Origin of the sequence: Arthrobacter sp. 18067, from assembly GCF_902706295.1 — a bacterium.
GTDB lineage: Bacteria > Actinomycetota > Actinomycetes > Actinomycetales > Micrococcaceae > Arthrobacter.
Genome location: NZ_CACSJJ010000005.1, coordinates 204,065 through 228,746 on the forward strand (window position 1 = coordinate 204,065; position 24,682 = coordinate 228,746).

The window sequence follows — 24,682 nt, forward strand, 5'->3', positions numbered from 1 at the left end:
CACTTCGGGTCATCAAGTCATCCAGCGGGATGCCTCCGGCGCCGGAACACCGCGTGGACCAGTCGATGTCGGCGGTAGGGCGGCTGGGCCCTTCTCCGACATGGCGATTCGACCAGGAAGATCAACGCGGTGTTCTCGGTGAGCGGTCTCCGGTCATGGTCGGAGAATGTGCTCTCGGAAATGCAGTGCGGATCGGCGCACGAGAGTAACGCCCTGATCAGGCAGATCTAGCGTGCCGAGGCACATCGTGGGCGCTTTCGATGCGACTCGTACATCAGGCCGCTCCGGCGAAATGACTGCCGGAGCGGCCTTCTGGCCGACTACTCGGAAAGTATGATCGCCGCGGCCGGGCAACCCTTGGCAGCGGCCCGGACGAGGATCTCGACTTCGCTTGAAACCGGCGTATCGATCGCAGTAGCGATCCCGTCGTCGCCGAGCGCAAAGATGCCGGGGGCATCGATGGCACAGAGGCCATGGCCCTCGCAGATATCGGGGTCGACCCGAATTTGCATTGTCATCTTCCCAGTGTACGCAAAGATGTGTACATTTATGAAACGTAATGTGATCGGCTTCACCCAAAATCCTGAGATCCCGCGGCGAGCACGAATCGTCTGCGGCGACCGGGCTGGCGGCGTGAAGAGTCACGAGGCTTGGGACGTAGGGTTTGGTCGCGGGCGGCGAAGATGCCCTGCGTGATCGCCCTCGCGGATGCTCACACCATTCAATTGGAAGGAAAGACATGAGCTCGACAAAGATGTTGACCATGGCAGTAGCGGCCGTGGTAGTTGGCGGCATGCTCAGCGCGTGCGGCTCTGCCGGCTCTGCGGACACAGTCGGCGCTGACGGAACGAAGACGGTCACAATTGGCATCATGACGCCCCTGACCGGACCGGCTTCCGCCTCATTTGGCCAGCACACGCTCGATGCCGCGAACGCTCGCATTCAACTCGCGAACGACACCAACGAGATACCCGGTGTGAAGATCAAGCTCGTCACCCAGGACGAGGGAACCAGCGTCGACACCTCGACGAATGCGCTCAAACGTCTCGCGGAACAGGACAACGCTCTTGTCGTCCTCGCGGCCGGCGTCTATTTCTGGGGCTCGTACCGGTACGCGGTCCAGCAGAACATTCCGGTCGTGGGTGACTGCATTGATGGGCCCGAGTGTGGGTATGCCGAGAACAAGACAATTTTCGCGACCTTCGGAAGCTCGGACAACGACTTTAAGAGCTACAAGGGCCTGCCGGAGTTCTTCAAGAAGCAGGGCGGAACGAGCTACTGCGGGATCAGCTACGACGCGCCCTCGCCCTCGGCGAACGGAAAGGCGATGGCAGGGTCAGCCGCGGCGGCGGGTCTTCCGGTGAAGTACACGAACTTCGCGATGCCCCGTGGGGCGGCCGATTTCTCGTCGATTGCCTTGTCCATCAAGCAGGCTGGCTGCGACATTGTCGGCGCCCAGGTTCAGGTCGCTGATGCGATCGCGCTTTACACGGCAGTGAAGAGCGCCGGCGTCACCCTGAAGAGCACGTTCGTTCAGGGCGCCTACGGCCAGGAACTGCTCAATGACCCCGCCTCGCGTGCAGCCGCGCAGGGTTTGACGGCCACCTCCGGGACGATGCCGTGGTCACAGAACACTCCAGGTGTGCAGAAGATGAAGGACGCACTCAAGAAGTACGCGGGCTGGGACTCTCCCTACCCGGCTGCGGGTTTCCAGTGGGGTTGGTTCACCGCCGACACAGCAATCGCCGGGCTCAAGAAGGCCGGCAAGGACGTGACCCGAGAGTCCTTCGTCGAGGCGCTGCGAACGGTGACTGACCACGACCACGACGGCCTCACCTGCCCGGTCGACTACTCCAAGTTCGGGACGACCTCACAGCAGTTCCCCGGGAATTGCACGTGGATGGTGAAGGTCCAGGACAACGACTTCGTGTCGATCACCGGTGACGATCCGATCCACATCGAGCCGATCCCAGGCACGAAGAACTCCTAGTTGGTACCAGAACGATAGGACTCCATACCATGAATACCCTTGCAGGCAAGGTTGCCTGCATCACCGGGGCAGCTCGGGGGCAGGGGCGTAGCCACGCCCTCGCGCTCGCCCAAGAAGGCGCGGCAATCATTGCCCTCGACATCTGCGAGCAAGTGTCCACCGCCCCCTACTCGCTCGCCACGGAGGACGATCTCGCCCAGACAGTCGCCGAAATCGAGGCGATCGGCGGGCGAGTCATCCCGGCCGTCGTCGACGTCCGGGACGCGGAGGGTCTCAAGTCCGCAGTTGATGGCGCTGTCGCCGAACTGGGCAGACTCGACATCGTCGTCGCCAACGCCGGGATCAGCACCCCATCGCCGACCCTGACCATGGACGAGCAAGTCTGGCAGGACACCATCGACATCAACCTGACCGGAGCCTGGAAGACCTGTCGGGCAACGATCCCGCATATCGTCGAGGCCGGCCGAGGGGGATCGGTGATCCTGACGAGCTCGGCTGCGACCACCATGACATCCGAGAACATTGCGCACTATACGGCGTCAAAGTACGGACTAGTAGGTCTGATGAAGGTGCTCGCCAAGGAGCTCGCACCGCAAAACATCAGAGTCAACACGATCCACCCGAGCGGGGTACAAACACCAATGATCCTCAATGAACCGATGTATCGACTTTTCCGGCCAGACTTGGAGAATCCGACGCGCGCGGACTTCGAGGAATCGGCACGCAGCCACAATGCGATGGGTCTGTTCGCACTTGAACCGGCGCAGGTCTCTGCGCTCGTTCTCTTCCTCGTGTCTGAGGCGGCGCGATGGGTCACCGGCAGTACGTATGCCATGGATGGCGGGGGGTCGGTCTCTTGAGTACCGTGACATCTGCGAATGCATTGACTGGCGATCTGGCCGGGCTCGTCCGGGTCGAGGATCCTGCCTTCTACGACGACGACCAGTACGCGGTCTATTCCCGGCTTCGTGACGATGCCCCGTGCTTCTGGTACGAACCGCTCGATATCCACCTCATTTCGAGGATGTCCGATATTCGCTTTGTTTCGACACATCCCGAGATCTTCTCCAACACCGGGGGCCTCACGCTGAACCAGGTCCGGCTGGCCCGCGGTGGCTCGGTGGAGGCCTTCGAACGGTTCAACGACCCTGAAGGCGAGCTCGTCATCACGAAGGACCCTCCTCGGCATGGTGCCGTGCGTAAGATCATGACCCCGGTCCTCGCTCCACGCTACCTCTCCGGCTTCCAGGAGACTCTGGAGCGGCTATGCCGCGAGGTCCTCGATGGCGTGCCGGTCGACCAGCCATTCGACTTCGTCACAGTGGTCGCTCAGCGCCTCCCGTTGCTCGTCGCGGCCGCTCTCCTGGGCGTAGCCGAGGCCGACATCGACATCTCTAAGATGCAAGCCTGGGTGGACGCCCTTGAGGATCTCACTCGAGTGGAGGACGCCTCCGACTTGGAGGAGCCGGGCCAGCGGTTCGACGAGATGAAGCGGTTCCTTGCAGGACAGATCGAAGCGAAGCGTAAGGCACCCGGCAATGATCTGATGTCGACGTTCCTCACGGCACATCTCGATGGCAGTTCGGTCTCCGACGCCGTCGTTCTCGCGCATATCTCGACGCTTATGTCGAACGGTGGGACGACCCGGCTCATGTTCACCAGCCTCGCGGCGCGGTTTGCGGACAACCCTGAACTCATCGCTCAGTGCCGTGCCGAGCCCGACCTGCTCCACGCGGTCATTGAAGAGTGCCTGAGGATGGATCCACCCGCTCGCGGGTTTGTCCGGACCGTCCTTGCCGACGTCACTGTGGGCGGAGTCGACCTGGTGCCCGGTGATCGCGTTTACATGCTCTACCCGTCGGCAAACCGAGATCCGGAGGCGTTCGATCGCCCCGACGAGTTCGACCCTCGAAGGACGTGGACGGCAAGTCACGCAACCTTCGGTTTCGGATCGCACTTCTGTCTCGGGTCCGGGTTGGCCCGCATTGAGGCCCAGCTGCTATTCGCCGAATTCATCCGGCGCTTCGATGCCATCGAGCGCAGCGGTCCTGCAGAGCAGTACTCGCATGTTCAGCTCAATGGCCTGGCATCCTTGCCGGTCACCGTCCGCCCGCACTCTGAAGCGCTCGCGGACCTCCCGGGAACGGAATCGTAATTATGCTTGGATTTATATTGGCTGGCCTCGTCCTGGGTGGCATCTACGCCATTTCGGCCGCGAGCATCGTTGTGACCTACGAGTCGGCCGGCGTTCTCAACTTCGCCTTCGGCGCACTCGCGTTCTTTATTGCGAGGACGTACTACTTCCTCTGTGTGACCTCGGGGTGGGACCCCATCCTTGCGGCGGTGACGGCGATCCTTGTTATCGCCCCGATCCTTGGAATTTTTCTCCAGTTCGCACTGTTCCGGTTTCTCACTCAGGCGTCGCAGCTGACGAAGGTTGTAGCGACCATCGGCATCGCAGTCACTCTGCCCGCCGCGGCGGAGCTGCTCTATGGCAACCAGGCGATTCTGACATCGCCTGGTCTCGCGCCGCGCCCTGTACCCGTATATCAGTTTGGTGAAGTCGTCGTTACCCTTGACCAGCTGCTCACGTACGGCTGCGTGCTGCTCGTCCTCGGACTGGGCACCTATGTCCTCCGCCGGACGACTGTTGGGCTGCTCGTTCGGGCCACTGTTGACTCCGAAGCGATGACGTCCCTGTCCGGAATCAGTCCCTCGCGGATTTCCTACGGCGTATGGGCTGTCGGTACGACGCTGGCAGGACTCGCCGGAGTCCTTGCTGCACCGATCCTCAACGTCAGTTCGGTGGAGAACTACACGCTGCTTACGGCGTCCGCCTTCGCTGCTGTAGTGGCGGCGCGGCTGACGAGTCTTCCTCGCGCCGTCGCCGTTGGCCTTCTCATGGGCATCGTCGGTTCACTGCTCCAGTGGCTCCTGCCGACCTCGCAGGGCTGGTCCGCGAACGTTATCGCCAGCGTCCCCTTCATCATGGTTGTCGTCTTCCTCCTCTACTACTCAATCCGCGGACGAGTCGGAGATGCGAGCCGCGGCGGGAAGCTTGATGCAGCGATCAGAGTCGACAGCACCCCGTCGGTCGCGCAGCAGGTCACAGCGAGACGCCGGACGCAAGAGAGCAAGTTCGGGCGGACCCTGCGCTTCGGTGTCTCTCTCATACCGAACAATCTCTTCGTCGTCGTAGCGTTGGTCCTGCCCCTACTGCTCTCGGGATATAGGGTCGGGCTTGTCGGTCAGGCCTGCGCGATGGGTGTCATCTTCCTCTCGTACACATTGTTGACTGGACAGGGCGGCCTGATCTCCCTATGTCAGATCACTTTCGCCGGGGTCGGTGCGATCACCACCGGACAAGTCGCGACAGTCCTGGGCATGCCTCCCCTTCTCGGGGTGGTGCTCGGCGCCGTCATCGCCGGGATCGCTGGACTCATCGTCGGAGCCCTCACCGTGCGGATGGGCAACTTGTACGTCGCGCTCGTTACGCTCACTTTCGGGCTCATGCTCTCGGCCGTCGTGTTCCGTATGGACCGCTTCACCAAGGGTGGGGGCGGAGTCGATGTTCCGCTCCCCGGTTTCCTTTCAGGCAACACCATGATGGCCTACTTCATGCTCGCCATCTTCGTCGCGGTGAGCCTGCTTATCACCGCGATCCGTTCCTCGACGTCGGGGATGGCGTTCAGCGCGATCCGCGACTCCGAGAGCGGGGCCCGGGCCACCGGCGTCAGCGTGCAGCGGATGAAGGTGGCGGCGACTGCCCTCGCGGCGGCGATCGCCGGCCTCGGCGGTGGGCTGCTCGCGATCTTCAACGGTGTTGCGCTGCCGAGCTCGTACGATGCGATCATCGGGATGGTCTGGTTCGCTGTCCTTGTCACCAATGGCGCCAAGACGGGCAACGCGGCTTTGGCCTCAGGGCTTTTCCTCGTCTTCCTCCCCGATATGTTCTCCAGCCTCATGCCGGTCCAATTTGGGCCCGTCCCGACCGTCCTGTTCGGCCTCGGAGCCATATTGCTCGCCCGCAACCCCGGTGGCGTGATCAGCCTGAACGGGCAGCAGCTTCAGGGCCTCGGCCGCCGCATCCTGGCGCTCGGGAACCGGCCCGAACCCGCCGTCTCTGTCCGAAGAGGGGCTTGAAATGACTTCAATTACACAAGTTATCCGCGATGCGTCGACCGTGCTCTCGGCCGACTCAGTCACTGTCCGCTTCGGCGGCATCCATGCCCTGCGAGGCGTCGACCTCAAGGTTCAGGCAGGCACTATCGTTGGGTTGATTGGACCTAATGGGGCGGGGAAGTCGACACTTCTCGGCGTCCTATCCGGCGATGTCCGTCCCCAGTCGGGTCAGGTCCAGCTCGACGGCGAGCCTGCTACCGGCATGCCACCGCAGGTTCGGGTCAGGCGTGGCGTCGGCCGAACCTTCCAACAGCCTGAGGTGTTCGGGGCACTGACGATTCGCGAACACCTCAGCTTGGCTCGTCGGCTCGATGTCAGCCCTTTGCGTGTCTGGACTGATCCCCTCACCGGCGCCCACCTGCGCCCTGATCCAGCTGAAGACGCTGCGGTCGGCGAGCTGATCGATATGCTCGGCCTGGCGGAGCTTGCTAATCGACACGTCGGAGGGCTCCCTCTCGGAGTCTGCCGACTCGTGGAGATCGGCCGTGCGTTGGCGACCGGCCCCAAGGTCGTCCTGCTCGATGAGCCCTTCTCTGGGCTAAACGCGGTCGAGTCACGCCGGCTGACCGACGCGCTCGCGCGCGTCGTCGCCTCCCAGGCGGTGGCGATGCTCCTGGTCGAGCACGATGTGGATATCGTCTTCGAACTGTCCAACCGGGTCTATGTGCTGGACTTCGGCAAGATCATCGCAGAGGGCACGCCAGACGAAATACGCCGCAACGCCGCCGTCCGGGCAGCGTATCTTGGGGAGGAGCAGGATGCTTCGAAGAGCGCAGCGCTCACGGTAAACCCCCGTGAGGAGAGTCTGGCAGCGCGCGAGGCGCCGGTGCAGCTCCGCGTCGAGGGCCTCACGGTTCGCTATGGTTCGGCGCAGGCCCTCGAGGAGGTCACCTTCAGCGTCCAGCAAGGCTCCGTGACCGCACTGCTGGGTGCGAACGGTGCCGGCAAGAGCACCCTGGCCCGAGCCCTCTCCGGTCTGATCGCCGTCGACTCCGGCCGGATTGAGTTCGAAGGGGAGGACCTAGCCGGCCGCCCCGCCCACGAGATCCGACGGCTCGGGCTCGCCTACCTTCCGGAGGGGCGCGGCGTCTTCCCGGCGCTCACCGTCAAGGAGAACCTCGACATCGCAGTCCAACACGTGGACAAGAGGGGGAGGGTGGACGCGATAAGTGGCGCCATTGAGATGTTTCCGGTCCTTGGCGACCGCCGCAATCAGCTCGCTGGGACCCTCTCGGGCGGTGAGCAGCAGATGCTGGCACTGGCAAGGGTCCTTGCCGACCCACCCAAGCTGCTCATCGCGGACGAGGTGTCTCTAGGCCTCGCGCCGAAGATCGTCGACGAGGTCTTTGCCGGTCTCGGCCGAGCGATCGACATGGGCGTCTCGCTCATTGTCATCGAGCAGTTCGTCCACAAAGCCCTTGAACTGGCTGACCGATGTCATTTCCTGCGGCGCGGCAGCCTGCTGTGGAGCGGCCCGGCTAGCCAAGCCCGCGGCGAGGTCATGGACCTGTATCTCGGTACCGCTGCCGAGACCCCGGTGGAGGCGGCTGAGGTGCGGCAAGAGCTGCCGGCCTTGTAACAACACGTTTTACCGATGGTGTCGTAGGGGAACGCCGACATATAATGTATGCAAAAATGGATAAAGAGATTCCACGGACGAGAAAGCTGCGCTGAGCGCAGACGACAAACGGCCGAGGCATTATCAAAAGATGAAGGGAACCTAATCTGATGCGAGCGAGTCTGGCCGTCGCGGAGGTGCTCCGACGCGAAGGCGTCGAGTACGTATTCTGCATTCCGGCAAACAAAATGATCGACGCCGTCGCCGAAGTCGGCATCCGGCCGATCGTAGGACGGCATGAGCGTGGCGTGATAAACATGGCCGACGCCTATAGCCGTACATCGAACGGCGAGAAGATCGGCGTCGCCATGGTCCAGCAAGGCCCTGGCGCAGAGCACGCCTTTGGCAGCATCGCCCAGGCGTACTCTGATTCTGTCCCCCTGCTCTTTCTGCCCCAGGGCGACGCGCGGTCAGCCCGAGGGCTGCGAACGAGCTTCGACACCATCGAGGCCTTCAAACCGATCACGAAGTACGCAGCCCGGCTCGACGACCCACGGATGATCCAGGAGCATTTGCGCCGCGCGTTCCAGCTCATGCGTTCGGGTCGCCCAGGTCCGGTCGTCCTTGAACTGCCGCTCGATGTAGCAGACGAGACCGTAGAACAGGTGTTGAACTACGAGCCCCCGATCCGTTACCGCAGCGCCGCCGACCCCAAGGACATCGAGAAGGCGGTCGACCTGCTGCTTGCGGCGGAGCGTCCCCTCATCCGGGCAGGCCATGGCGTCCTGTGGGCTTCGGCAACCGAGGAACTCGCCGAGTTCGCCGATCTCCTTGGTGCGCCCGTGGCCACGACCTACGTAGCCAAGAGCGCCTTCCCGGAAGACCACCCGCTCTCGATCGGCTCCGGCGGAACAGCAGTCAGCCCCGGAATCAAGCACTTTGTGCCCGACGCTGACGTTTTCCTCAGCATCGGTGCGAGTCTGCTCAATACCCTGGGCTCCTTCCACCTCCCCGCAGGCCGCACCATCATCCAGTCGACAAACGATCCGGATGACCTCTCGCTGCAATACCCGATCGCGAGCGCTCTTGTCGGAGACGCGAAGCTCGTCCTCGGCCAGCTCACCGACGCGCTTCGTGAGCGGCTCAAATCCTCGAAGGCAACGAGTGCAGGTCGCGACGTCAGGGCCGAGATTGAGAAGCTCAACGAGGACGTCAAGCAAGAGTGGGCCCCGCTCTTCACCTCCGACGAGGTCCCGATCAGCCCGCTCCGTGTCGTCTCCGAGCTCATCGAAGCACTCGACCCGGACAAGGCCGTTGTCACCCATGATTCCGGATACCCACGTGACCACCTTGCGCCTCACTATCGCGCGACCAAGCCGCGTGGATACCTTGGTTGGGGAAACTCCACTCCTCTTGGTTCCTCGCTCGGCCTCGCTCTCGGCGCAGCCATGGCAGCCCCCGACAAAGTCTCCGTATGCTTCCTCGGTGACGCCGCGTTCGGACAGTGCGCGATGGAGCTCGAGACCGCCGTCCGCAACAAGATCCCCGTGCTCGTGGTTCTCGTGAACAACTCCGAGATGACTGGCTACGGTGACCACCAGCGGATCGCACAGGAGCGCTTCGGTCACAAGGAGCTCTCCGGGAGCTACGCGGAGATCGGTTCGGCGCTGGGCGCGCAGTCGTACCGGGTCACCGACCCGAGCGATGTCGGTCCGATGCTGCGTAAGGCGATCGGCGACGTGGAAGCCGGCGGAACCGTCTTCCTCGAAATCATCACGGCACCGCTGCGCCACCGCATTGCAGCGGTCGATGTGATCCCGCGCTAACGACCGCATAAGCCGTTACGCCCGGGAGGCCTCGCCTTCACCACGGCGGCGAAAAAGAACAACAGCACCGCCCATAGTCGTCATGGGCGGTGCTGTTGCCATTTGCACCGAGCAGCCGACTAACCCCGAAAGACGGGTTCTACCTCAATGAGCGCCAGCCTGGAACAGACAGTCCACGCAGCACTGACCACCGTGATCGATCCTGAGCTCCGCCGCCCCATCACTGAACTGGGCATGGTGGACTCCGTGGAGATTTCCGACGACGGCCGCGTCCGTCTCGCGGTGCTGCTCACCATCGCCGACTGCCCTCAGCGCGGGACCATCACAGCTGATTCCGAAAAGGCCCTGTCCGGTGTTGCCGGCGTGACTTCCGTCGAAGTTGAACTGAAGGTCATGAATCAAGCCCAGCGGGACGCCCTCAAGGAACAGCTCCGCGGCCCCGGCGACCGGCGCGGCATCCCGTTCAACAAACCGGGATCCCTGACCAAGGTTTTCGCCGTGGCCAGCGGAAAAGGCGGCGTCGGCAAGTCCTCCGTCACTGTAAACCTGGCGTGCTCGCTTGCAGCGCGCGGCCTCCGGGTGGGCATCCTGGACGCAGACGTCCACGGCTTTTCCGTGCCGGCGCTGATGGGTATCACACAGGCCCCCACACGAGTGGACGACATGATCCTTCCTCCAGTCGCATACGGCGTCAAGGTCATCTCCATCGGCATGTTCGTCACCGGCAACCAGCCTGTTGCCTGGCGCGGACCGATGCTCCACCGCGCCCTGGAGCAATTCCTCACCGACGTGTACTTCGGGGACCTCGATATCCTCTTCCTGGACCTGCCCCCGGGCACCGGCGACATCGCCATCTCGGTAGCCCAGCTCCTGCCCAACGCGGAGATCCTTGTGGTCACCACCCCCCAGGCCGCTGCCGCCGACGTCGCAGAACGCGCCGGTGCCATTGCCACGCAAACGGGACAAAAAGTAGCCGGCGTCATCGAGAACATGTCGTATTTAGAAATGCCAGACGGCAGCCGAATGGAACTATTCGGAAGCGGCGGCGGGGAAGCCCTCGCCGGCAGGCTCAGCGCCACCCTCGGCGCCGATATTTCATTACTCGGCGCGATTCCGCTGGACATCCGGTTACGCAAGGGGGGCGATACCGGCTCCCCGATCGTGCTCGGGAAAACCTGGACGCCGGCAGCCACCGCACTGGCGGACATCGCCGACAAACTCGCTGCCCGACCACGTGGCCTGACGGAACTGAAGCTGGGCCTGCAGCCACGCTGACGCAGCGCTCGCTGTCAAAGGGCGACGGCTGACCCCTGCGGCAGGTTTGGGTAACGCATTCGGTGCGAATCGCAGCTGCGGCTGATGCGATTCGCACTCCGGCCATGACGGTTGCAGCCGCGGACCCCGGCCCGGGTGGTAGTGGAAAGGTTGCCTGTGGTGACAGGCCCCGTTTCTGGGCAGCGTCAGTCAGATGACTCCGCGCATCGCGTCCTTGCCGAACATCGGTTCCACCCAGGGTGAGGCGTCGAAGGCGCGCACCAGGGTCTGGCCGCCGTCGACGCTGAAGACCTGGCCTGTCAGCCAGCCCGCTTCCGGGCCGACAAGGAACGTCACGATTCCAGCGATGTCGCGGGGTCTGCCCAAGCGGCCCATGGGGATGAGTTCGAGCCAGTCCTGCTTCATGCCTCCTGGCATGGGGCCCTGTCGCTCCACCTCTACGAGACCAGGTCGTATCGCGTTGACGGTGACGTTGCTGGGGCCCAATTCGTGGGCAGCGATCCGGACCAACTGTTCGAGCGCTGCCTTGGCGGCGGAGATAGGACTGGCGAAACGGGCGGTCATGACACCGCTGATAGAGGACACGGCGACGATGGAGCCGCCGCCACTGCGCACGAGTTCGCGGGCACCATGCTTGAGGGTCAGCATCGTGCCGAGCACGTTGTTGTCGAAGGTGCTTTTCCATTGGTCGACGTCCAGATGCGTGACCGGCGCCATCTGTCCGCGTGGCTCGCCGGCACAGGCGACCACACTGTTGAGTTGGCCGGTGACGGAGGTTGCCGCGGCGACCGCCGCGGCAACCTCGTCCTCAATACTGATGTTGGCAGCCACTGTGTGGAGCTTCTCCACTGGGAGGTCCTCGCCGGCGAGCTGTTGGCGCGCATTGGCCAAGCGTTCGTCACTACGACCGACGATCGTGACGTGGGCACCTTCGCCCAGCAGCTTTCGCGTGACGTCCAAGCCAATGCCCGAGCCACCTCCGGTAACCAGAGCGTTCATGTTCTTCCAGTCGCGTACCATCTGCGTCTCCTTCACGTTGTTCGAGCTTCTGTATCCCGGCAAAAGATGGTGGTTCTACTTGGTTACTGAGCCTGTCAGCGCGGCGAGGGGCCGCAGGAAAAGGGGCCTAGCGAGCAGCCAGGCCGCGGCCACAACGGCCAGGGAGGCGGCGAAGACCCAAAAACCCGCCCACGACGCGCCGTCGTTGGAGGCGTACATGTGGTTAAGGTTCGCCAGCACTCCGGTGAAGAATACGAGGAACACGTGGACTGCGATGAAGGCGACGAAGTAGCCCATCACGGGGAAGTGGACCGCTCGCGCGAGCTCCACCGGGTAGAACCTGTTCAGCCGCTTCGCATCGGCGGGCCACACATTGGACATTCGCAGCCCCGTAATCAGGGACAGCGGCGCCGCGATGAAAACCGTGGCGAAGTAGGCCAACACCTGGAGGCTGTTGTAGTTGACCCAGCCGTTCTCCGTGGGCCAGTCCAGAGAAGCGTATTGCAACAGTGCTGAGGCGGCGTTCGGGAAGACGTCCCAACTGGTCGGCGTGATCCGCATCCACTGCCCCGTCGCGAACAGTAAGACCATGAAGACGATCCCGTTCAGCGCCCAGAGGAAGTCGAGCGTCAGGTGCAGCCAGAGGTCGAGGCTGATCTTCTTGGGCGGGCGCCTGGTCTTCAGCAGCCCCGTGTTCTTCCGGGTCCAGTAGGCTGCCGGACGCTGGGTACGGCGCACTTGGATCCCGGTCCGGATGATCAGCACCATGAAGAACATGTTCAGGAAGTGCTGCCACGCCAGCCACGCCGGGATGCCCGTTGGCGCGGACTCCGGCAGAGCAACGTGCCCTGGATACTGTCCGATGAAGCCGTCGATGGCGGGCAGGGTCCGCAGCCACCGAGCAACCAGGACCACCAGGAGTGCTGCGACGAGAGCGACGGCCGCGGTCAGCACGGGCTTGACCCATACCGGACGATTCGGGGCCGGCGGCTTCGCCGCGGGGGGCGTCGGGCTGGAGGCTGCCACCGGTGAGGGCGGGGTTGCTGTCTGTTCCGGGGTTGGTGCCGGGGCACCCATGCGTTTCCTCACCGGTGCGGCCGATGGTGCGGCGTCCGGGGTTTCAGGTGACGGCATGGCTTCACTCATCTTCCATCGCCGCCAGTCAGTTCCCGCCCTTGCGGGCGCCGATGGCCTCGATGAGTTGGGGCACGACGGTGAACACGTCGCCGACGATACCGAAGTCTGCTACGTCGAAGATCGGCGCGTCGCCATCTTTGTTGATGGCGACGATCGTCTTCGAGGTCTGCATCCCGGCACGGTGTTGGATGGCTCCAGAGATCCCGAGGGCAACGTACAGCTGCGGAGAGACTGACACACCGGTCTGGCCCACCTGGTGGGATTGCGGTACGTATCCGGCGTCGACCGCCGCCCGTGAGGCCCCGATTGCTGCGCCGAGGACGTCGGCCAGCTCCTCGACCAGGACGAACTGCTCTTGGGACCCGAGCCCCCGGCCACCGGACACGACGGTACGTGCGCCACGGAGGATCGGCCTATTCGTCGTGGACGCTGACGGCGTGGCAGCAGTGATGGTGGCGCCGGGAGCGACGGCTGTGGTCACCGGGTTCATCACCACTTTCGGAGCCGCGACGGCCGCGGCACGCTGTTCGACGGCGCCCGGGCGGACGGTGACGATCATAGGGCCGTTCTCGATGGTGGACTCGGTCGTGTAATCGCCGCCGAAGATGGAATGCTGAGCGATCACCTCGCCGTCGTCAATGCGCAGCCCCACAGCGTCTGCCGCAACCGAGCCGCCGGCGACGATCGCGAGGCGCCCTGCGACCGACTTCGAGTCGTTCGTGTTGGACAGGAGCACTGCCACGGGAGCGTAGACCGCCAGTGCGTCCGCGAGAGCCCCGACCTGGGCTGAGCCTAGCTCCGAGTCGGCCTGGTCAGACTCAGCAAGATAGATCTGCTCTGCCCCCAAGGCCCCGAGCTCGGAGACGAGCTGTCCGCCGTCGCCTGGGGGAGTGACGACGACAGCGACAGGGGCTCCGACGAGGGAGGCAGCGCCCAGAAGGCTAGCCGCTGTCGGTTTCAGCGCGCCGTCGATGGTGGTTTCGATCAGTGCCAGGACGTTGGCCATATCGGTGTTCCTTTACGATCCGAAAGAGTCTGGTGGGCTAAGGGGCGGCTCAGAGGAGCCGGTTCGATGCGAGGAAGTCAGCCAGCTTGTCCGCTGCGGTGCCGTCGTCGACGATCTTCGGGCCGGCCTGCTTGGCGGGCCGCTCAAGGGCGGAGACCATGACGGAGCGTGCGCCGGGCGCCTCGGGACCTGCCACGATGCCGAGGTCCGCGAGTGACAGCGTGGTCACCGGCTTCTTCTTCGCCTGCATAATGCCTTTGAAGTTGGGGAATCGGGCCTCGGCGGACCGCTCAGTCACCGACGCCACAGCCGGCAGAGGAGACCTCAGTGACAGGGAACCTCCGTCGACCTGGACTTCACCCGACACGGCGTCGACGGCAATCTGGATCTCGTCCAGGGAGGGCAGCAGGGGGAGGCCTAGAAGCTCGGCGAGCATCGCGGGGACGACGCCGCCGCGCCCGTCCGTGCTTTCGTTCCCGGCGAGCACGAGATCGAATCCGATCCTCCGGAGGGCTGCTGCCAGAACCTTCGCCGTCTGGACCATGTCCGCTCCGGCCAGGGAGCCATCCTCGACGATAACGGCAGAGTCTGCCCCCATGGACAGAAGCTTCCGTGCGGACTTGGTGACGTCGTTCCCTATCGTGAGCACAATGACCTCGACGTCGCCGCCAGCGTCTCTGTACTTCAGCGCTGACTCCAAGGCGCGCTCGTTGATCTCGTCGGGGACCGGATCCGAAGCATCCCGCTCCGTCAGTCCTGTCGTGAGATTGAGCTTTCGGTCGGAGTTGGTATCCGGAACCTGCTTCGTCAATACGACGATCTTCATCGTGGTCCTTTCATATGGGGATTAGTGTGTGCCGGATCCGGTCATCGACCGTGAAACTCCGGGCTGCGCTTCTCGGCGAATGCGGCGATCGCCTCCGCGCAGTCCTCGGACCGGGCGAGGGCGGCGGTTTGGCTCTGCTCGAAGCTGTACCCTGCGTGCACTGACATTTCTTCGGAGACAGCGAATGACCGCTTTGCTGCAGTGACTGCGAGCGGCGCATTCTTTGCGATTTCGGAGGCTAGGGAATTCGCCGCAGCCAGAAGCTCGGCATCCGGTACACAGGCCGACACCACGTTCATCCGCAACAGTTCCGGTCCGCTGATGCGGCGGCCCGTGAACATTGCGAGGCGGGCATCGGACTGGCTGAAATGCCGCAGGACGTGACGGACCCCGCCGGCCAGCCCCACGGCAACCTCGGGCATCGAGATCCAGGAGGATTCTGAGCAGATCATGATGTCGCACACCGAGGCCAGAACGAATCCGGCAGCGATCGCGGGACCATTGATCGCAGCAATGACCGGTTTCGGACACGTTAGGATCGCGTCGAAGCAGTCCCTGATCGTCCGGTTGTGCCGCCGGTATGCGCCCGGCGTCTCCAGATCAGGACGGTCAGTGAGGTCAGCTCCGGCCGAAAAGGCCTTGCCTTGTCCTATGAGGATGATCGCACGCACGTCGTCGCGGTCGCTGAGATTGTCGAACACTTCGATGCAGCGTTGGCGGAATGCGGTGTTCTGGGCGTTGACCGGCCCACGGCACATTGTGACAGTTGCGACTCCGGCCTCGACGGTGACCTCAAAGTACTTAGGTTCCATCATTGTTCCCTTCCAGATGTGCATTGATCATGGCGGCCCACCTCTAGTCGCCTAGCCTGCCGATGATCGACACCGCGGCGACGCTTTGGCTCGGCATCCCTCCGAGATTGTGGGTCAGGCCAAGACGTACCCGACCCGCTCGCTGACGATCCCCTGCACGGCCCAGGAGCTGGAGGTACATCTCGTAGATCATCCTGAGGCCCGATGCGCCGATCGGATGCCCGAAACATTTGAGCCCACCGTCGATCTGAACGGGCAGGCGTCCGTCCGAATCAAACACGCCACTTAGAACGTCGCGGTAGGCCGTACCGGGCTCGCTGACGCCAAGATCCTCCATGGTCACGAGTTCTGTAATGGAAAAGCAATCGTGTACCTCCATGAGGTCGAGGCTTTCTTTCGGGTTCTCGATGCCGGCCTCAGCGTACGCGCGCTTGGCTGCCACCCTTGTGGTGTTCACGTAGCTTCCGTCCCAGTCAGAGGAACGCGTTTCCCACCCGTTAGACGTCGCCAGCTGCAGCGCCTTGACCGTCACGATGTTGTCTAGCCCGAGTTCCTTGGCCTTCTCGGGCGTGGTCACGATCGCACACGCTGCTCCGTCGGATACGCCACAGCAGTCGTAGAGCCCCAGGGGGTCGGCGATGAGCGGAGCGTTCAGTACGGTCTCGACTGAGATGGCCTTCCTGAGGTGAGCTTTCGGGTTTTTCAAGGCGTTGTCGTGGCTCTTGACGGATATGTGGGCCATGGCCTCCTTGAGGTCGCGGCGTGACACTCCGTTCTTCGACTCGTAGGCCATTGCGAGCTGCGCGAAGTTTCCCGGCGCTGATCCGGTGACCCCGAAGAGGTCGTAGTTTGTGCCGCGCGAGCGCACGGGCAATCCGCCGTACCCGGTGTCCTTGAGTTTCTCGACCCCGATTGCCAGTGCGATGTCGCTCGCGCCGCTTGCGACGGCGTAGACGGCCCCGCGGAATGCGTCCGTTCCTGATGCGCAGTAGTTCTCTACTTTCGTCACGGGTATTGAGTCAAGTTGCAGGGCCATGGCGGCTGGGATCCCTGAGGGACCGACATTGATCGAGTCGAATCCTACGGAGAGCCATGCCGCGTCAATGTCGTCGCGGCTGATCCCCGCGTCGGTGAGGCTCTCCTGAAAGGCCTCCACCATGAGGTCCTCGGCGCTCATGTCCCAGCGTTCTCCAAAGCGGACGCAGCCCATCCCGATGATGGCGACCCTGTCTTTGATTCCTTTGGGCATTAGCCGTCCTCTTCCTCTTGTGTGCTCGTGTCCAGTTCCGGCGCAGCCTTCCAGAAGTAGCTTCGGAACCCCCGGCGGCCGTCGAGCGTCTTGATACGGAACATCATCCGGACTGTCGAGCCCACTGCGAGCGTGCCGGGCTCGACATCGCAGTACTCGGCTGTCATCCGGCCGCCGCCGTCGAAGTCGATGACTCCGTAGTGGGTCGGCGGATCGAGTGAGTAGGCGAGCCGGTCGGCGGTCAGAGTTGTCACCGTGGCCGGATGATCGGCAAGGAAGACGCCCGAGAAGCTGTCTTCAGTTGGACGGCTCCCGGCTGGTGGTGGGAAGACTACTTCGCCGGTGGCCTCGTCCCTTACTCCAGTCAGCGATAGGAGGGCGCTCTGGTTCCGCCACAGTGCAGGCATCGACTGCTTCTCGTCGAATTCTGCCCTCATGCCGCCGCTGAGGTGCACCATCTCTCGCGCTGCCAGGAATTTCAGGTAGGTATTGTCGGTCGTCCTTCTGGCCAGCCATCCGGAAACGCCGCGTCGCGGCGCTCTTAGCGGGGCCTGCGTCCGCCGCAGGACGAGCGCGTCGCAGCCGGAACCGAATGATGCGACCACCACACATTGTCCTGGGAGGAGGCCCTCGAGGGCGTGGGCCAGCTCAAGCAGCGGGGCTGCGGTTCCGCAGTGGCCCACGACGGTGTCCAGACCAGCGACTACAGCATCCGCCCGGATTCCGAGCTTTTTGGCGACGGAGGCCGCCGCGCCCTTCATGGGGACGGGAAGGATGAACCGGTCGACGTCGGCGGCGGTGAGGTCGCTTTGCTTAAGAGCCTCCTGCACTGCGGCGGGTGCCAGTGACAGCACACCCTCGTCGCGGGCCCACCGAGATTCCCAGGCGTAGTTGACCACACTGTCGCGAGGGCGGAAATGGTCAACGAAATCAGTCGCGATGGAGTGCGATCCGAGGTACTCGGCAATCACCGTGTCCCCGACCCCGACGACGAAAGCCGCGGCGGCGTCCCCCGACTGGAGTTCCTCAGCGGACGAGGGCTCAGAGGTGACCCGTTCGGAGGCGACGCACAGTGTCTGGCCACCCTGGCCAGCTGACATACGAAGGGCCGTCAGAAGAGCCGAGGTGCCGGCGCGATAGCTACCGCCGACGTCCAAACACAGTGAGTCGCCGGAAGCATTGATCGCTTGGCGGACAATCGCAGCTCCGGAACGGTCGGCGAACGGTGCGGTTGTTGACGCGAGCAGGACCGCGGAGACGTCGCGTGTCCCCGGCTGGGGCAGGCAGTCCCTGGCCGCTTCGACGGCCATGGTGAGCACGTCTTCGTCCCACCCGCACCAAGCACGTTCACCGGACGCTCCAGCGGCCTTCTGATACCAGGAGGTGTGTTTCGCCATTTCCCGGCGATCGAAACGTCGCCAGGGGATGTAGCTGCCGAAGGCAGTGATACCAACGGTGTTACTCATCGAAGGTCACCGTCCCGGAATCGATGACGAGCGATTCTCGCTCCTTTACCCAGCAGCGGAATGCTCCGGTGCCGACGCCGGTGCGCCACACCTCGGTGAGGATGGAGTCTCCGGGGAACACCGGGGCCGTGAACCGTCCGCCGATGCTGCGCAGACGAGCGGCACTGTCCCCGCACAGTAGGCGGAGGATGGCTCGTGAGGCTACACCGAAGGTGCAGAGACCATGCAGGATCGGCTGTTCCAGACCGCCTGCTTTCGCAACCTCGGGATCGATATGAATCGGGTTCATGTCGCCGTTCAATCGGTAGAGCATCGCCTGCGCGGCGGACGTGGGCAAATCGAGGCTGTCATCTGGTGTGCGATCCGGGACCGGTGTCGGCCTCGGACTGGACTGCGTGGTTCCGCTGAAGCCGCCGTTGCCCCTCAGGAACGATCCTTGGACAACCGTGGCCAGCAACTCGTCGGTGTCGCAGTTTCGAATTTCCCTTTTGACGTACAGCAAAGCGCCTTTGTCTGGACCTTTGTCGTAGAGGCGGTCAACGGACGTAACTCCCCGGACTCTTCCCTCCTGCGCGAGCGGCTTGTGGAAGAACACCTGCTGCTCGGCATGCAGGATGCGTTTCCAGTCCATTCCGAACTCCGGCCGCTGCTGCCAGAACCCGGGATAGGAGAGCACCACCGCCATCGTTGGCAGAGCCTCTAGGTTCTCCTCGTACACATACTGAAGGTCACCCTCATCACCGGTGGACCCGGCGCCGACGCTCAGTGCGTAGAGGATCGTGTCGTGGGAGGTGTAGGTGTGCTCGGTGACGAGCGGCATGTTGCTTTCAAGCTTTTCGAGGTCGAGGGGAGTCCCCATGCCGGGTCCAGCCGTGCTTTTACCTTGCCCCGTCTCACGAAGCTTCTCGGTTTTCATCTGCTCACTCCGTCGACTTTGACGATCTTCAAACTTCGGGGACGATCCCTCGGTTGGAAGGTCAAGAATGATGTGGCGCGACCGATGAGCGATCCGCACCGTCACGGATCCACATCATTACATTTTGACCACAGTTTTGTATGCATTTGAGCATACCGGTGGACCAATCGTCAAGACACTTGCGGTTCAACGGATCACTTCCATCCGCCACGGAAGAGCCTGCACGCCGGGCTTCGAGGCCTACTCGAACCTGCCAATCGTTGGGCGGACCAGTTGCGCCTCAACAACGCCCTGGCGCAACCGGAAGGCCTGGCCTCCAAGGTTCAATATCGCCCTATCCCGCCGGCAGGCCACCGTCGATCGCACGGTCATCATCGGAGCCCTCGACAGCAGGTCGCACATCAAAATCCAGACGACAGCAGCCCGGGAATTCCCTTGCCGAATGGATCCACAGGGCGTCCCTAGAGGGCCGTTGCGGCGCACCATGAGGTCGCGGTCAGGCCCACGACCCTCCTCAGATTCTGCCGAATGGGCAGTGTTGACAGGCGCTCGCAGTACCCGCTAGGTTTTCTTACTATTCGACATATGAATTCCGCATTGCGGAAAAATGAAGGGCTGGGCAAGCATGCGGAATCATGTGAAGACGAACGGGCTCACAGTCGCCGAGGAGCTCTTTGCCTTCGTCCGGGACGAGGCTCTGCCGGGCACGGGGATCGGGGAAGACGCATTCTGGGCCGGTGCCGCTGGGCTCATCGCGGAGTTCTCGCCGCAGGTGAGCGAGCTGCTGGACATCCGTGAGCGTCTGCAGGAACAGATCGACGAGTTCCACCGCTCGGCCGGTGCCGGGCCCGTGGACCCGGAAGCCTACGAGGAGTTCATACGCTCGATCGGCTACCTCGTCGAGGAGCCCGGGGACTTCACCATCGAGACCGACCGGGTCGATCGCGAGATCGCCACCGTCTCCGGGCCGCAGCTGGTGGTTCCGCTGCTGAATGCCCGCTTCGCGACCAACGCTGCCAACGCCCGCTGGGGCTCTCTGTACGACGCGCTGTACGGCACCGATGTCATCGACGAGGCTGAGGGGCGCAAGCGAACTGGCGGGTACAACGCCGTCCGTGGTGCTGCCGTAGTCGCCCGCGGGCGGGCGTTCCTCGACGAGCACGCGCCTCTCGCAGGCGCTTTGCACGCGGATGTTACGGCCTACCGGATCGATGGCGGCGAATTGGTTGCAGTTACTGCCTCCGGCGCGGCTGGCTTGGCCGATGCTGCTCAGCTCGTGGGCTACCGCGGTTCCCCCGCGGAACCTGAGGCCGTGTTGCTGGTGCACCACGGACTGCACGTGGAGATCCAGATCAACAGGACCCACCCCATCGGCGCAGCAGACGCCGCTGGAGTGAAGGATTTACTGCTCGAGTCCGCGGTCACCACGATCATGGACCTTGAGGATTCCGTGGCGGCCATCGACGCAGAGGACAAGGTGGTGGGCTACCGCAACTGGCTCCAGCTCATGCAGGGCACCCTGACTGCCGAGGTCGGCAAGGACGGCCGCACTTCAACCCGACGGCTCAACCCCGACCGCGTCTACACCGCTCCCGACGGCTGCGAGCTGTCCCTGCCAGGGCGTTCGCTGCTGCTTATCCGCCACGTCGGCCACCTCATGACGAGCGACGCTGTCCTTGATCCGGCAGGGAACTCGGTGCCGGAGGAAATCCTCGACGCGCTCTTTACTGGCCTAGGCTCTGTGCACGATCTCCGCGGGCCGCACGCCGGCGGCAATTCCCGGACAGGGTCGGTGTACATCGTGAAGCCGAAAATGCACGGCCCCCGTGAGGTCGCTGTGGCCTGTAATCTCCTGGCTGGCGCCGAGTCCGTGCTGGGCCTGGATCCGCTGACTCTTAAGATCGGGATCATGGACGAGGAACGCCGGACCTCGGCCAACCTTAAGGCCTGCATCTGGGAGGCCCGGGATCGGGTGGTGTTCATCAACACCGGCTTCCTGGACCGCACCGGTGACGAGATCCACACCTCGATGCTTGCCGGCCCCATGGTCCGGAAGGCCGCCATGCGTTCCACAAGTTGGATCGCTGCGTACGAGGACGCCAACGTCGATATCGGACTGGAATGTGGATTCCGAGGCCGGGCCCAGATCGGCAAGGGAATGTGGGCGGCTCCGGACAACCTGGCGGACATGCTGGACCAGAAGATCGCCCATCCCCTCGCCGGCGCGAACTGCGCTTGGGTTCCCTCCCCGACAGCAGCGACCCTGCACGCCATCCACTACCACCAGGTCGATGTGGACGCCAGGCAGGCCGGGCTCGGTGTGTCACGCCGCTCCACTCTGCGTCAGCTGCTCAGCATCCCGGTCGGCGACCCGGCCTCTTGGGATGCCGAGGCCCGCCGCAACGAGCTGGACAACAACATCCAAGGCACCCTTGGTTATGTCGTGCGCTGGGTAAATGCCGGCGTGGGCTGTTCCAAGGTCCCCGACATCGACGGCACGGCCTTGATGGAAGACCGGGCCACCTGCCGCATCAGCTCCCAGCATGTCTCGAACTGGCTCCTGCACGGCGTCATCACCGAAGAGCAAGTGGAGGACTCGCTGAGGAGGATGGCGGCGGTCGTCGACGAGCAGAATGCCTCGGACTTGGACTACCTGCCGATGTCCCCCGGCTTTGACACTGAGGCATTTTTCGCGGCCCGCGAACTCGTGCTCGAAGGTGCTGTCCGGCCCTCCGGGTACACCGAGCCGGTACTGCACCGCCGCCGTGCCGACCAGAAAAACACCGACCGCCTCGCTAGGAGCGCAACATGAGTATTGACCTGACCACAGCACAGTCCATCGTCACCGAAGCCCTCACAGCTGGAAGTGAGCAGGGCTTCAAACCACTTACCGTCGTTGTGCTCGACGTGGGCGGCCATCTCGTCGCCGCCGCGCGCCAGGACGGCGCCTCGAATAACAGGTTCGAGATCGCCCATGGCAAGGCCTACGGGGCCCTCGCCCTCGGGATGGGCTCACGGGCACTGATGCAGCGCGCCGAGGATCAGGCATACTTCATTGCCGCGGCGACCGCAGCTCTCGGCGGCCGGCTGATTCCCGTTCCGGGCGGCGTGCTTATCCGGGACGAAAACGACAAGCTACAAGGTGCTGTCGGCGTAAGCGGCGACAGTTCCGACAACGACGAGACCGCAGCGTCGAAGGCTATTCATGGTGTAGGCCTCAGAGCCCAAATAGCCTGACTCGTAGATAAGCAAGCCTCACTTTCCAAACCTTCGAAAACCAAGCCTCTGAGGAGTTTGGGGAGCTTCTTTTGGACTTCGTCTTCACGAACAGCAACCCTGGAGTTCACCCAAGGGAGTGACTTTCGTGCAGTCGTATAGTTTTAGATCAAGGTTTGGGGTCCCCAAGAATAGTGCATCTGCACTATTTCGGCCCGTCCGGGCACCCAGACACTCGAGTGGGTGGATAGCACGCCGAGGGGCAAGGGTAAGGGCCTTGGTATCCAAAACGGGGCTCGTGGTTTCTTCCAGACATCCGCATACGACGTGGCAATTCTGTGGGTGTTCCTCACGGCCAATAGGCGCGTCTTCCTTGGCTACTGCTGATGGGACACCTTCTTGAGGGACTTCCGCGCCTTGGAGATGGCCCACAGTACCGGGATGGAACCGAACCCCACCGAGAGCACTAGGTTTCCTCCGGACAGGGCAAGGACCGTCGCGAGGAGCGCGACCAAAACCACGGTGCAACAAGTGATGGTGACGATGAGTGACTGGAGCCTGGCCGTGCGCTTTTGGTTCCCCAGTGCCCGGTCAATAACCGAAAGCACTGTGGGGTGGTCATGCTTGCTCATAGCATCACCGGTCCCTTGGCTTGTTCCGGGGTGGGAACGGATGTGAAGCCTGCCGGTGGCGTGATCTTGCCTGCGCCTACAGCAAGGACAACTTGCCTGCGGAGCCGATAAACGTGGCCTTCTACCGCCCTTGCGGTGAGCCCGAGATGCTCGGCCACTTCCACTTGGGAATAGCCCTGGTACAGCAACCCGAGGATCGGCAGTTGCTTGGGCTTAGCCAGGGCGAACACCTGCTGGACCGTCTCTTCCATGTCCACCTGGTCAGTGAAAGCCAACGACCTATTGGGATCCAACCACGGCGCAGCGGCTGTCTGATATGCCGTGAGCCATCGCCGGTCCCGGGCCTTCGCCCAATCCCGGTAGGCGTTGGCAAAATTCATGACACAGGCGCCAATAAAGTACGTCGTCAGTGCAGCACCCTTCTCGGCCTTCCAAAAGCGCACGCTCTCAAAGAAGAAGGGGACAGCCCGGAGCAACACTTCTGCTGCCAGCTCGTCTCGATATTCCTCCGACTCACGAAGTAGGCGCTGGTCATCAAAATCGAACATGACGGAGCGCCCCTTGGCCAGAGATGCCTTGACCAACTCTCCAGTTCGCAGTTGGGACTTTACGACCTTGAAGCCGTAGATCCAGAAGTGGTCGTGCACGAGCTTCTTCTCTGCCGGAGTCAGTGTCTCCTTCACGATGGCCTCTGCCAGCTCCGCGTGGGGCCACGCCCGCCGGCCGATCATCAAGGGCAGAGGGCTGGTTTCGCCTGCTTCAAGGGGGTTCATTTCGTTCAAATCTTCACTTGGGGCCACAGCCCCTCCAATCTATCGTCTCTTGCGTTCTACGCCTCAGAGTCGTTATATGCAGAAACTTTGGATTACCCCACAAAACGAATTCCGGCCCGTTTCCACGGGATAAAGGGTTGCTGACGTATCTTTCTGGTTCCCATATCCGAGCGAGGCTTTTGCCCGGAAACATAGGTATAGAGATGCGGCACCTTGCACTTGCCTGGGTGCGCCGTCGCGCTGGGGCTGCCCGTGATGTTCGTCTAGACTCGCGGGCTGCCCTGGCTGCTGCTGCCGACGTCGCGGGCCGGCTCTTTGTCTGGGCTTTGTCCTGGCTGCGCTTCGTGGTTGGTTCCGGGCGTGTGGGTGGTGCTGTGGCGGCCGTCGTGGGGCTGCAGGAGCTGGCGTGAGCCCATGGGTGGGTAGTTGGTGCCGCCCCCGTGGCGGCCCGGGAGGGCTGTAGGGCTGCTGTGAGGGCGTGCAGCGGGCGTTGCGCGCCCGTCGCGGGTGTGAGTGCCTGTCAGGACGGGGGAGAGGGGCGCCGAAGGCAACACAACACTTCCCAAAGGGGCCGAGCTGGAACCGGGGGAGAGGCATTCAAAGGGTGCAGGGCCGGCGCGCCAGCGTTTCCGGCACAGCACCACCACCTACCGCCCAACCCGGCCACCCAACAAAGCCAGCGCCGCGTACAACACCCAACCACCCACCACCACGCACCAACCGTGACGCCCCCACACCACCCAGCCACCCACCGCTGGCCGCCAGGCCAGCCAGGAGCGCGCCAGCGCTCCCTCACGAGACGGGGCGCCAGCCCCGGCC

At 63.3% G+C, this 24,682-nt stretch carries 21 protein-coding genes; 10 read left to right on the plus strand and 11 right to left on the minus strand.

Features of this window, described 5'->3' with window-relative positions; translation table 11 throughout:
• Nucleotides 1–320: 320 nt before the first annotated feature.
• Nucleotides 321–518 carry a ferredoxin gene (locus GVL04_RS07220; RefSeq protein ID WP_200846775.1) on the minus strand — a complete coding sequence of 66 codons (198 nt, stop codon included), beginning with the start codon at nt 516–518 and terminating at the stop codon, nt 321–323.
• A gap of 221 nt (nt 519–739) precedes the next feature.
• Here GVL04_RS07220 and GVL04_RS07225 point away from each other — a divergent pair, with 221 nt between their 5' ends.
• The 7 genes from GVL04_RS07225 (at nt 740) to GVL04_RS07255 (ending at nt 10,831) form a co-directional block, all read left to right on the plus strand.
• Complete coding sequence (locus GVL04_RS07225; protein WP_159701769.1) at nt 740–1,990, plus strand: ABC transporter substrate-binding protein; 1,251 nt, start codon at nt 740–742, stop codon at nt 1,988–1,990.
• Between the two features lie 29 nt (nt 1,991–2,019).
• Nucleotides 2,020–2,850: a mycofactocin-coupled SDR family oxidoreductase gene (locus GVL04_RS07230; RefSeq protein ID WP_159701789.1), complete on the plus strand. Its 831-nt coding sequence runs from the start codon at nt 2,020–2,022 to the stop codon at nt 2,848–2,850.
• Between the two features lie 5 nt (nt 2,851–2,855).
• On the plus strand, nt 2,856–4,145 hold the full coding sequence (locus GVL04_RS07235; RefSeq protein WP_235036210.1) for a cytochrome P450: 1,290 nt from the start codon (nt 2,856–2,858) through the stop codon (nt 4,143–4,145).
• Between the two features lie 2 nt (nt 4,146–4,147).
• Complete coding sequence (locus GVL04_RS07240; RefSeq protein WP_159701795.1) at nt 4,148–6,133, plus strand: ABC transporter permease; 1,986 nt, start codon at nt 4,148–4,150, stop codon at nt 6,131–6,133.
• A 1-nt stretch (nt 6,134) separates the two neighbouring features.
• The gene (locus GVL04_RS07245; RefSeq protein WP_159701798.1) at nt 6,135–7,751 is read left to right on the plus strand and encodes an ATP-binding cassette domain-containing protein; all 1,617 of its coding nucleotides are present in this window, start codon (nt 6,135–6,137) and stop codon (nt 7,749–7,751) included.
• A gap of 149 nt (nt 7,752–7,900) precedes the next feature.
• Nucleotides 7,901–9,556, plus strand: coding sequence for a thiamine pyrophosphate-requiring protein (locus GVL04_RS07250; protein WP_159701801.1), 1,656 nt, complete (start codon nt 7,901–7,903; stop codon nt 9,554–9,556).
• A gap of 147 nt (nt 9,557–9,703) precedes the next feature.
• A complete protein-coding gene (locus GVL04_RS07255; protein WP_159701804.1) occupies nt 9,704–10,831 on the plus strand; it encodes an Mrp/NBP35 family ATP-binding protein in 1,128 nt (375 codons plus the stop codon).
• 189 nt (nt 10,832–11,020) lie between these two features.
• On the opposite strand, the gene GVL04_RS07260 is transcribed toward GVL04_RS07255, so the two are convergent.
• The 8 genes from GVL04_RS07260 to GVL04_RS07295 are packed head-to-tail and all read right to left on the minus strand — an operon-like array spanning nt 11,021 to nt 19,185.
• The gene (locus GVL04_RS07260) at nt 11,021–11,851 is read right to left on the minus strand and encodes an SDR family oxidoreductase (RefSeq protein ID WP_159701807.1); all 831 of its coding nucleotides are present in this window, start codon (nt 11,849–11,851) and stop codon (nt 11,021–11,023) included.
• A gap of 54 nt (nt 11,852–11,905) precedes the next feature.
• Nucleotides 11,906–12,964: a cytochrome b/b6 domain-containing protein gene (locus tag GVL04_RS07265; RefSeq protein ID WP_235036207.1), complete on the minus strand. Its 1,059-nt coding sequence runs from the start codon at nt 12,962–12,964 to the stop codon at nt 11,906–11,908.
• Nucleotides 12,965–12,992: 28 nt separating this feature from the next.
• Nucleotides 12,993–13,973 (minus strand): electron transfer flavoprotein subunit alpha/FixB family protein, encoded by a 981-nt coding sequence (locus tag GVL04_RS07270; protein ID WP_159701810.1) that lies wholly within the window; start codon nt 13,971–13,973, stop codon nt 12,993–12,995.
• Nucleotides 13,974–14,022: 49 nt separating this feature from the next.
• Nucleotides 14,023–14,799 carry an electron transfer flavoprotein subunit beta/FixA family protein gene (locus GVL04_RS07275; protein ID WP_159701812.1) on the minus strand — a complete coding sequence of 259 codons (777 nt, stop codon included), beginning with the start codon at nt 14,797–14,799 and terminating at the stop codon, nt 14,023–14,025.
• 41 nt (nt 14,800–14,840) lie between these two features.
• Nucleotides 14,841–15,614, minus strand: a complete 774-nt coding sequence (locus GVL04_RS07280) for an enoyl-CoA hydratase/isomerase family protein (RefSeq protein WP_200846776.1) — start codon at nt 15,612–15,614, stop codon at nt 14,841–14,843.
• Between the two features lie 40 nt (nt 15,615–15,654).
• Nucleotides 15,655–16,860 (minus strand): acetyl-CoA acetyltransferase, encoded by a 1,206-nt coding sequence (locus tag GVL04_RS07285; protein WP_159701815.1) that lies wholly within the window; start codon nt 16,858–16,860, stop codon nt 15,655–15,657.
• Nucleotides 16,860–18,326, minus strand: a complete 1,467-nt coding sequence (locus GVL04_RS07290; protein ID WP_159701818.1) for a 3-oxoacyl-[acyl-carrier-protein] synthase III C-terminal domain-containing protein — start codon at nt 18,324–18,326, stop codon at nt 16,860–16,862. The genes GVL04_RS07285 and GVL04_RS07290 overlap by 1 nt, the downstream gene beginning before the upstream one ends.
• Nucleotides 18,319–19,185: a MaoC/PaaZ C-terminal domain-containing protein gene (locus GVL04_RS07295; RefSeq protein ID WP_159701821.1), complete on the minus strand. Its 867-nt coding sequence runs from the start codon at nt 19,183–19,185 to the stop codon at nt 18,319–18,321. Before GVL04_RS07295 ends, GVL04_RS07290 begins: the two co-directional genes overlap by 8 nt.
• Nucleotides 19,186–19,867: 682 nt before the next feature.
• Here GVL04_RS07295 and GVL04_RS07300 point away from each other — a divergent pair.
• Nucleotides 19,868–22,054, plus strand: a complete 2,187-nt coding sequence (locus tag GVL04_RS07300; RefSeq protein WP_159701824.1) for a malate synthase G — start codon at nt 19,868–19,870, stop codon at nt 22,052–22,054.
• Entirely contained in the window at nt 22,051–22,479 is a 429-nt protein-coding gene (locus GVL04_RS07305) for a heme-binding protein (protein ID WP_159701827.1), read from the plus strand. The genes GVL04_RS07300 and GVL04_RS07305 overlap by 4 nt, the downstream gene beginning before the upstream one ends.
• 356 nt (nt 22,480–22,835) lie before the next feature.
• Here the strand turns inward: GVL04_RS07305 and GVL04_RS07310 are convergent, their stop codons facing one another.
• Entirely contained in the window at nt 22,836–23,090 is a 255-nt protein-coding gene (locus tag GVL04_RS07310; RefSeq protein WP_159701830.1) for a hypothetical protein, read from the minus strand.
• Nucleotides 23,087–23,863, minus strand: coding sequence for an RNA polymerase sigma factor (locus GVL04_RS07315; RefSeq protein ID WP_159701833.1), 777 nt, complete (start codon nt 23,861–23,863; stop codon nt 23,087–23,089). The genes GVL04_RS07310 and GVL04_RS07315 overlap by 4 nt, the downstream gene beginning before the upstream one ends.
• A gap of 203 nt (nt 23,864–24,066) precedes the next feature.
• Here GVL04_RS07315 and GVL04_RS07320 point away from each other — a divergent pair, with 203 nt between their 5' ends.
• On the plus strand, nt 24,067–24,273 hold the full coding sequence (locus tag GVL04_RS07320) for a hypothetical protein (RefSeq protein WP_159701836.1): 207 nt from the start codon (nt 24,067–24,069) through the stop codon (nt 24,271–24,273).
• Nucleotides 24,274–24,682 lie beyond the last annotated feature (409 nt).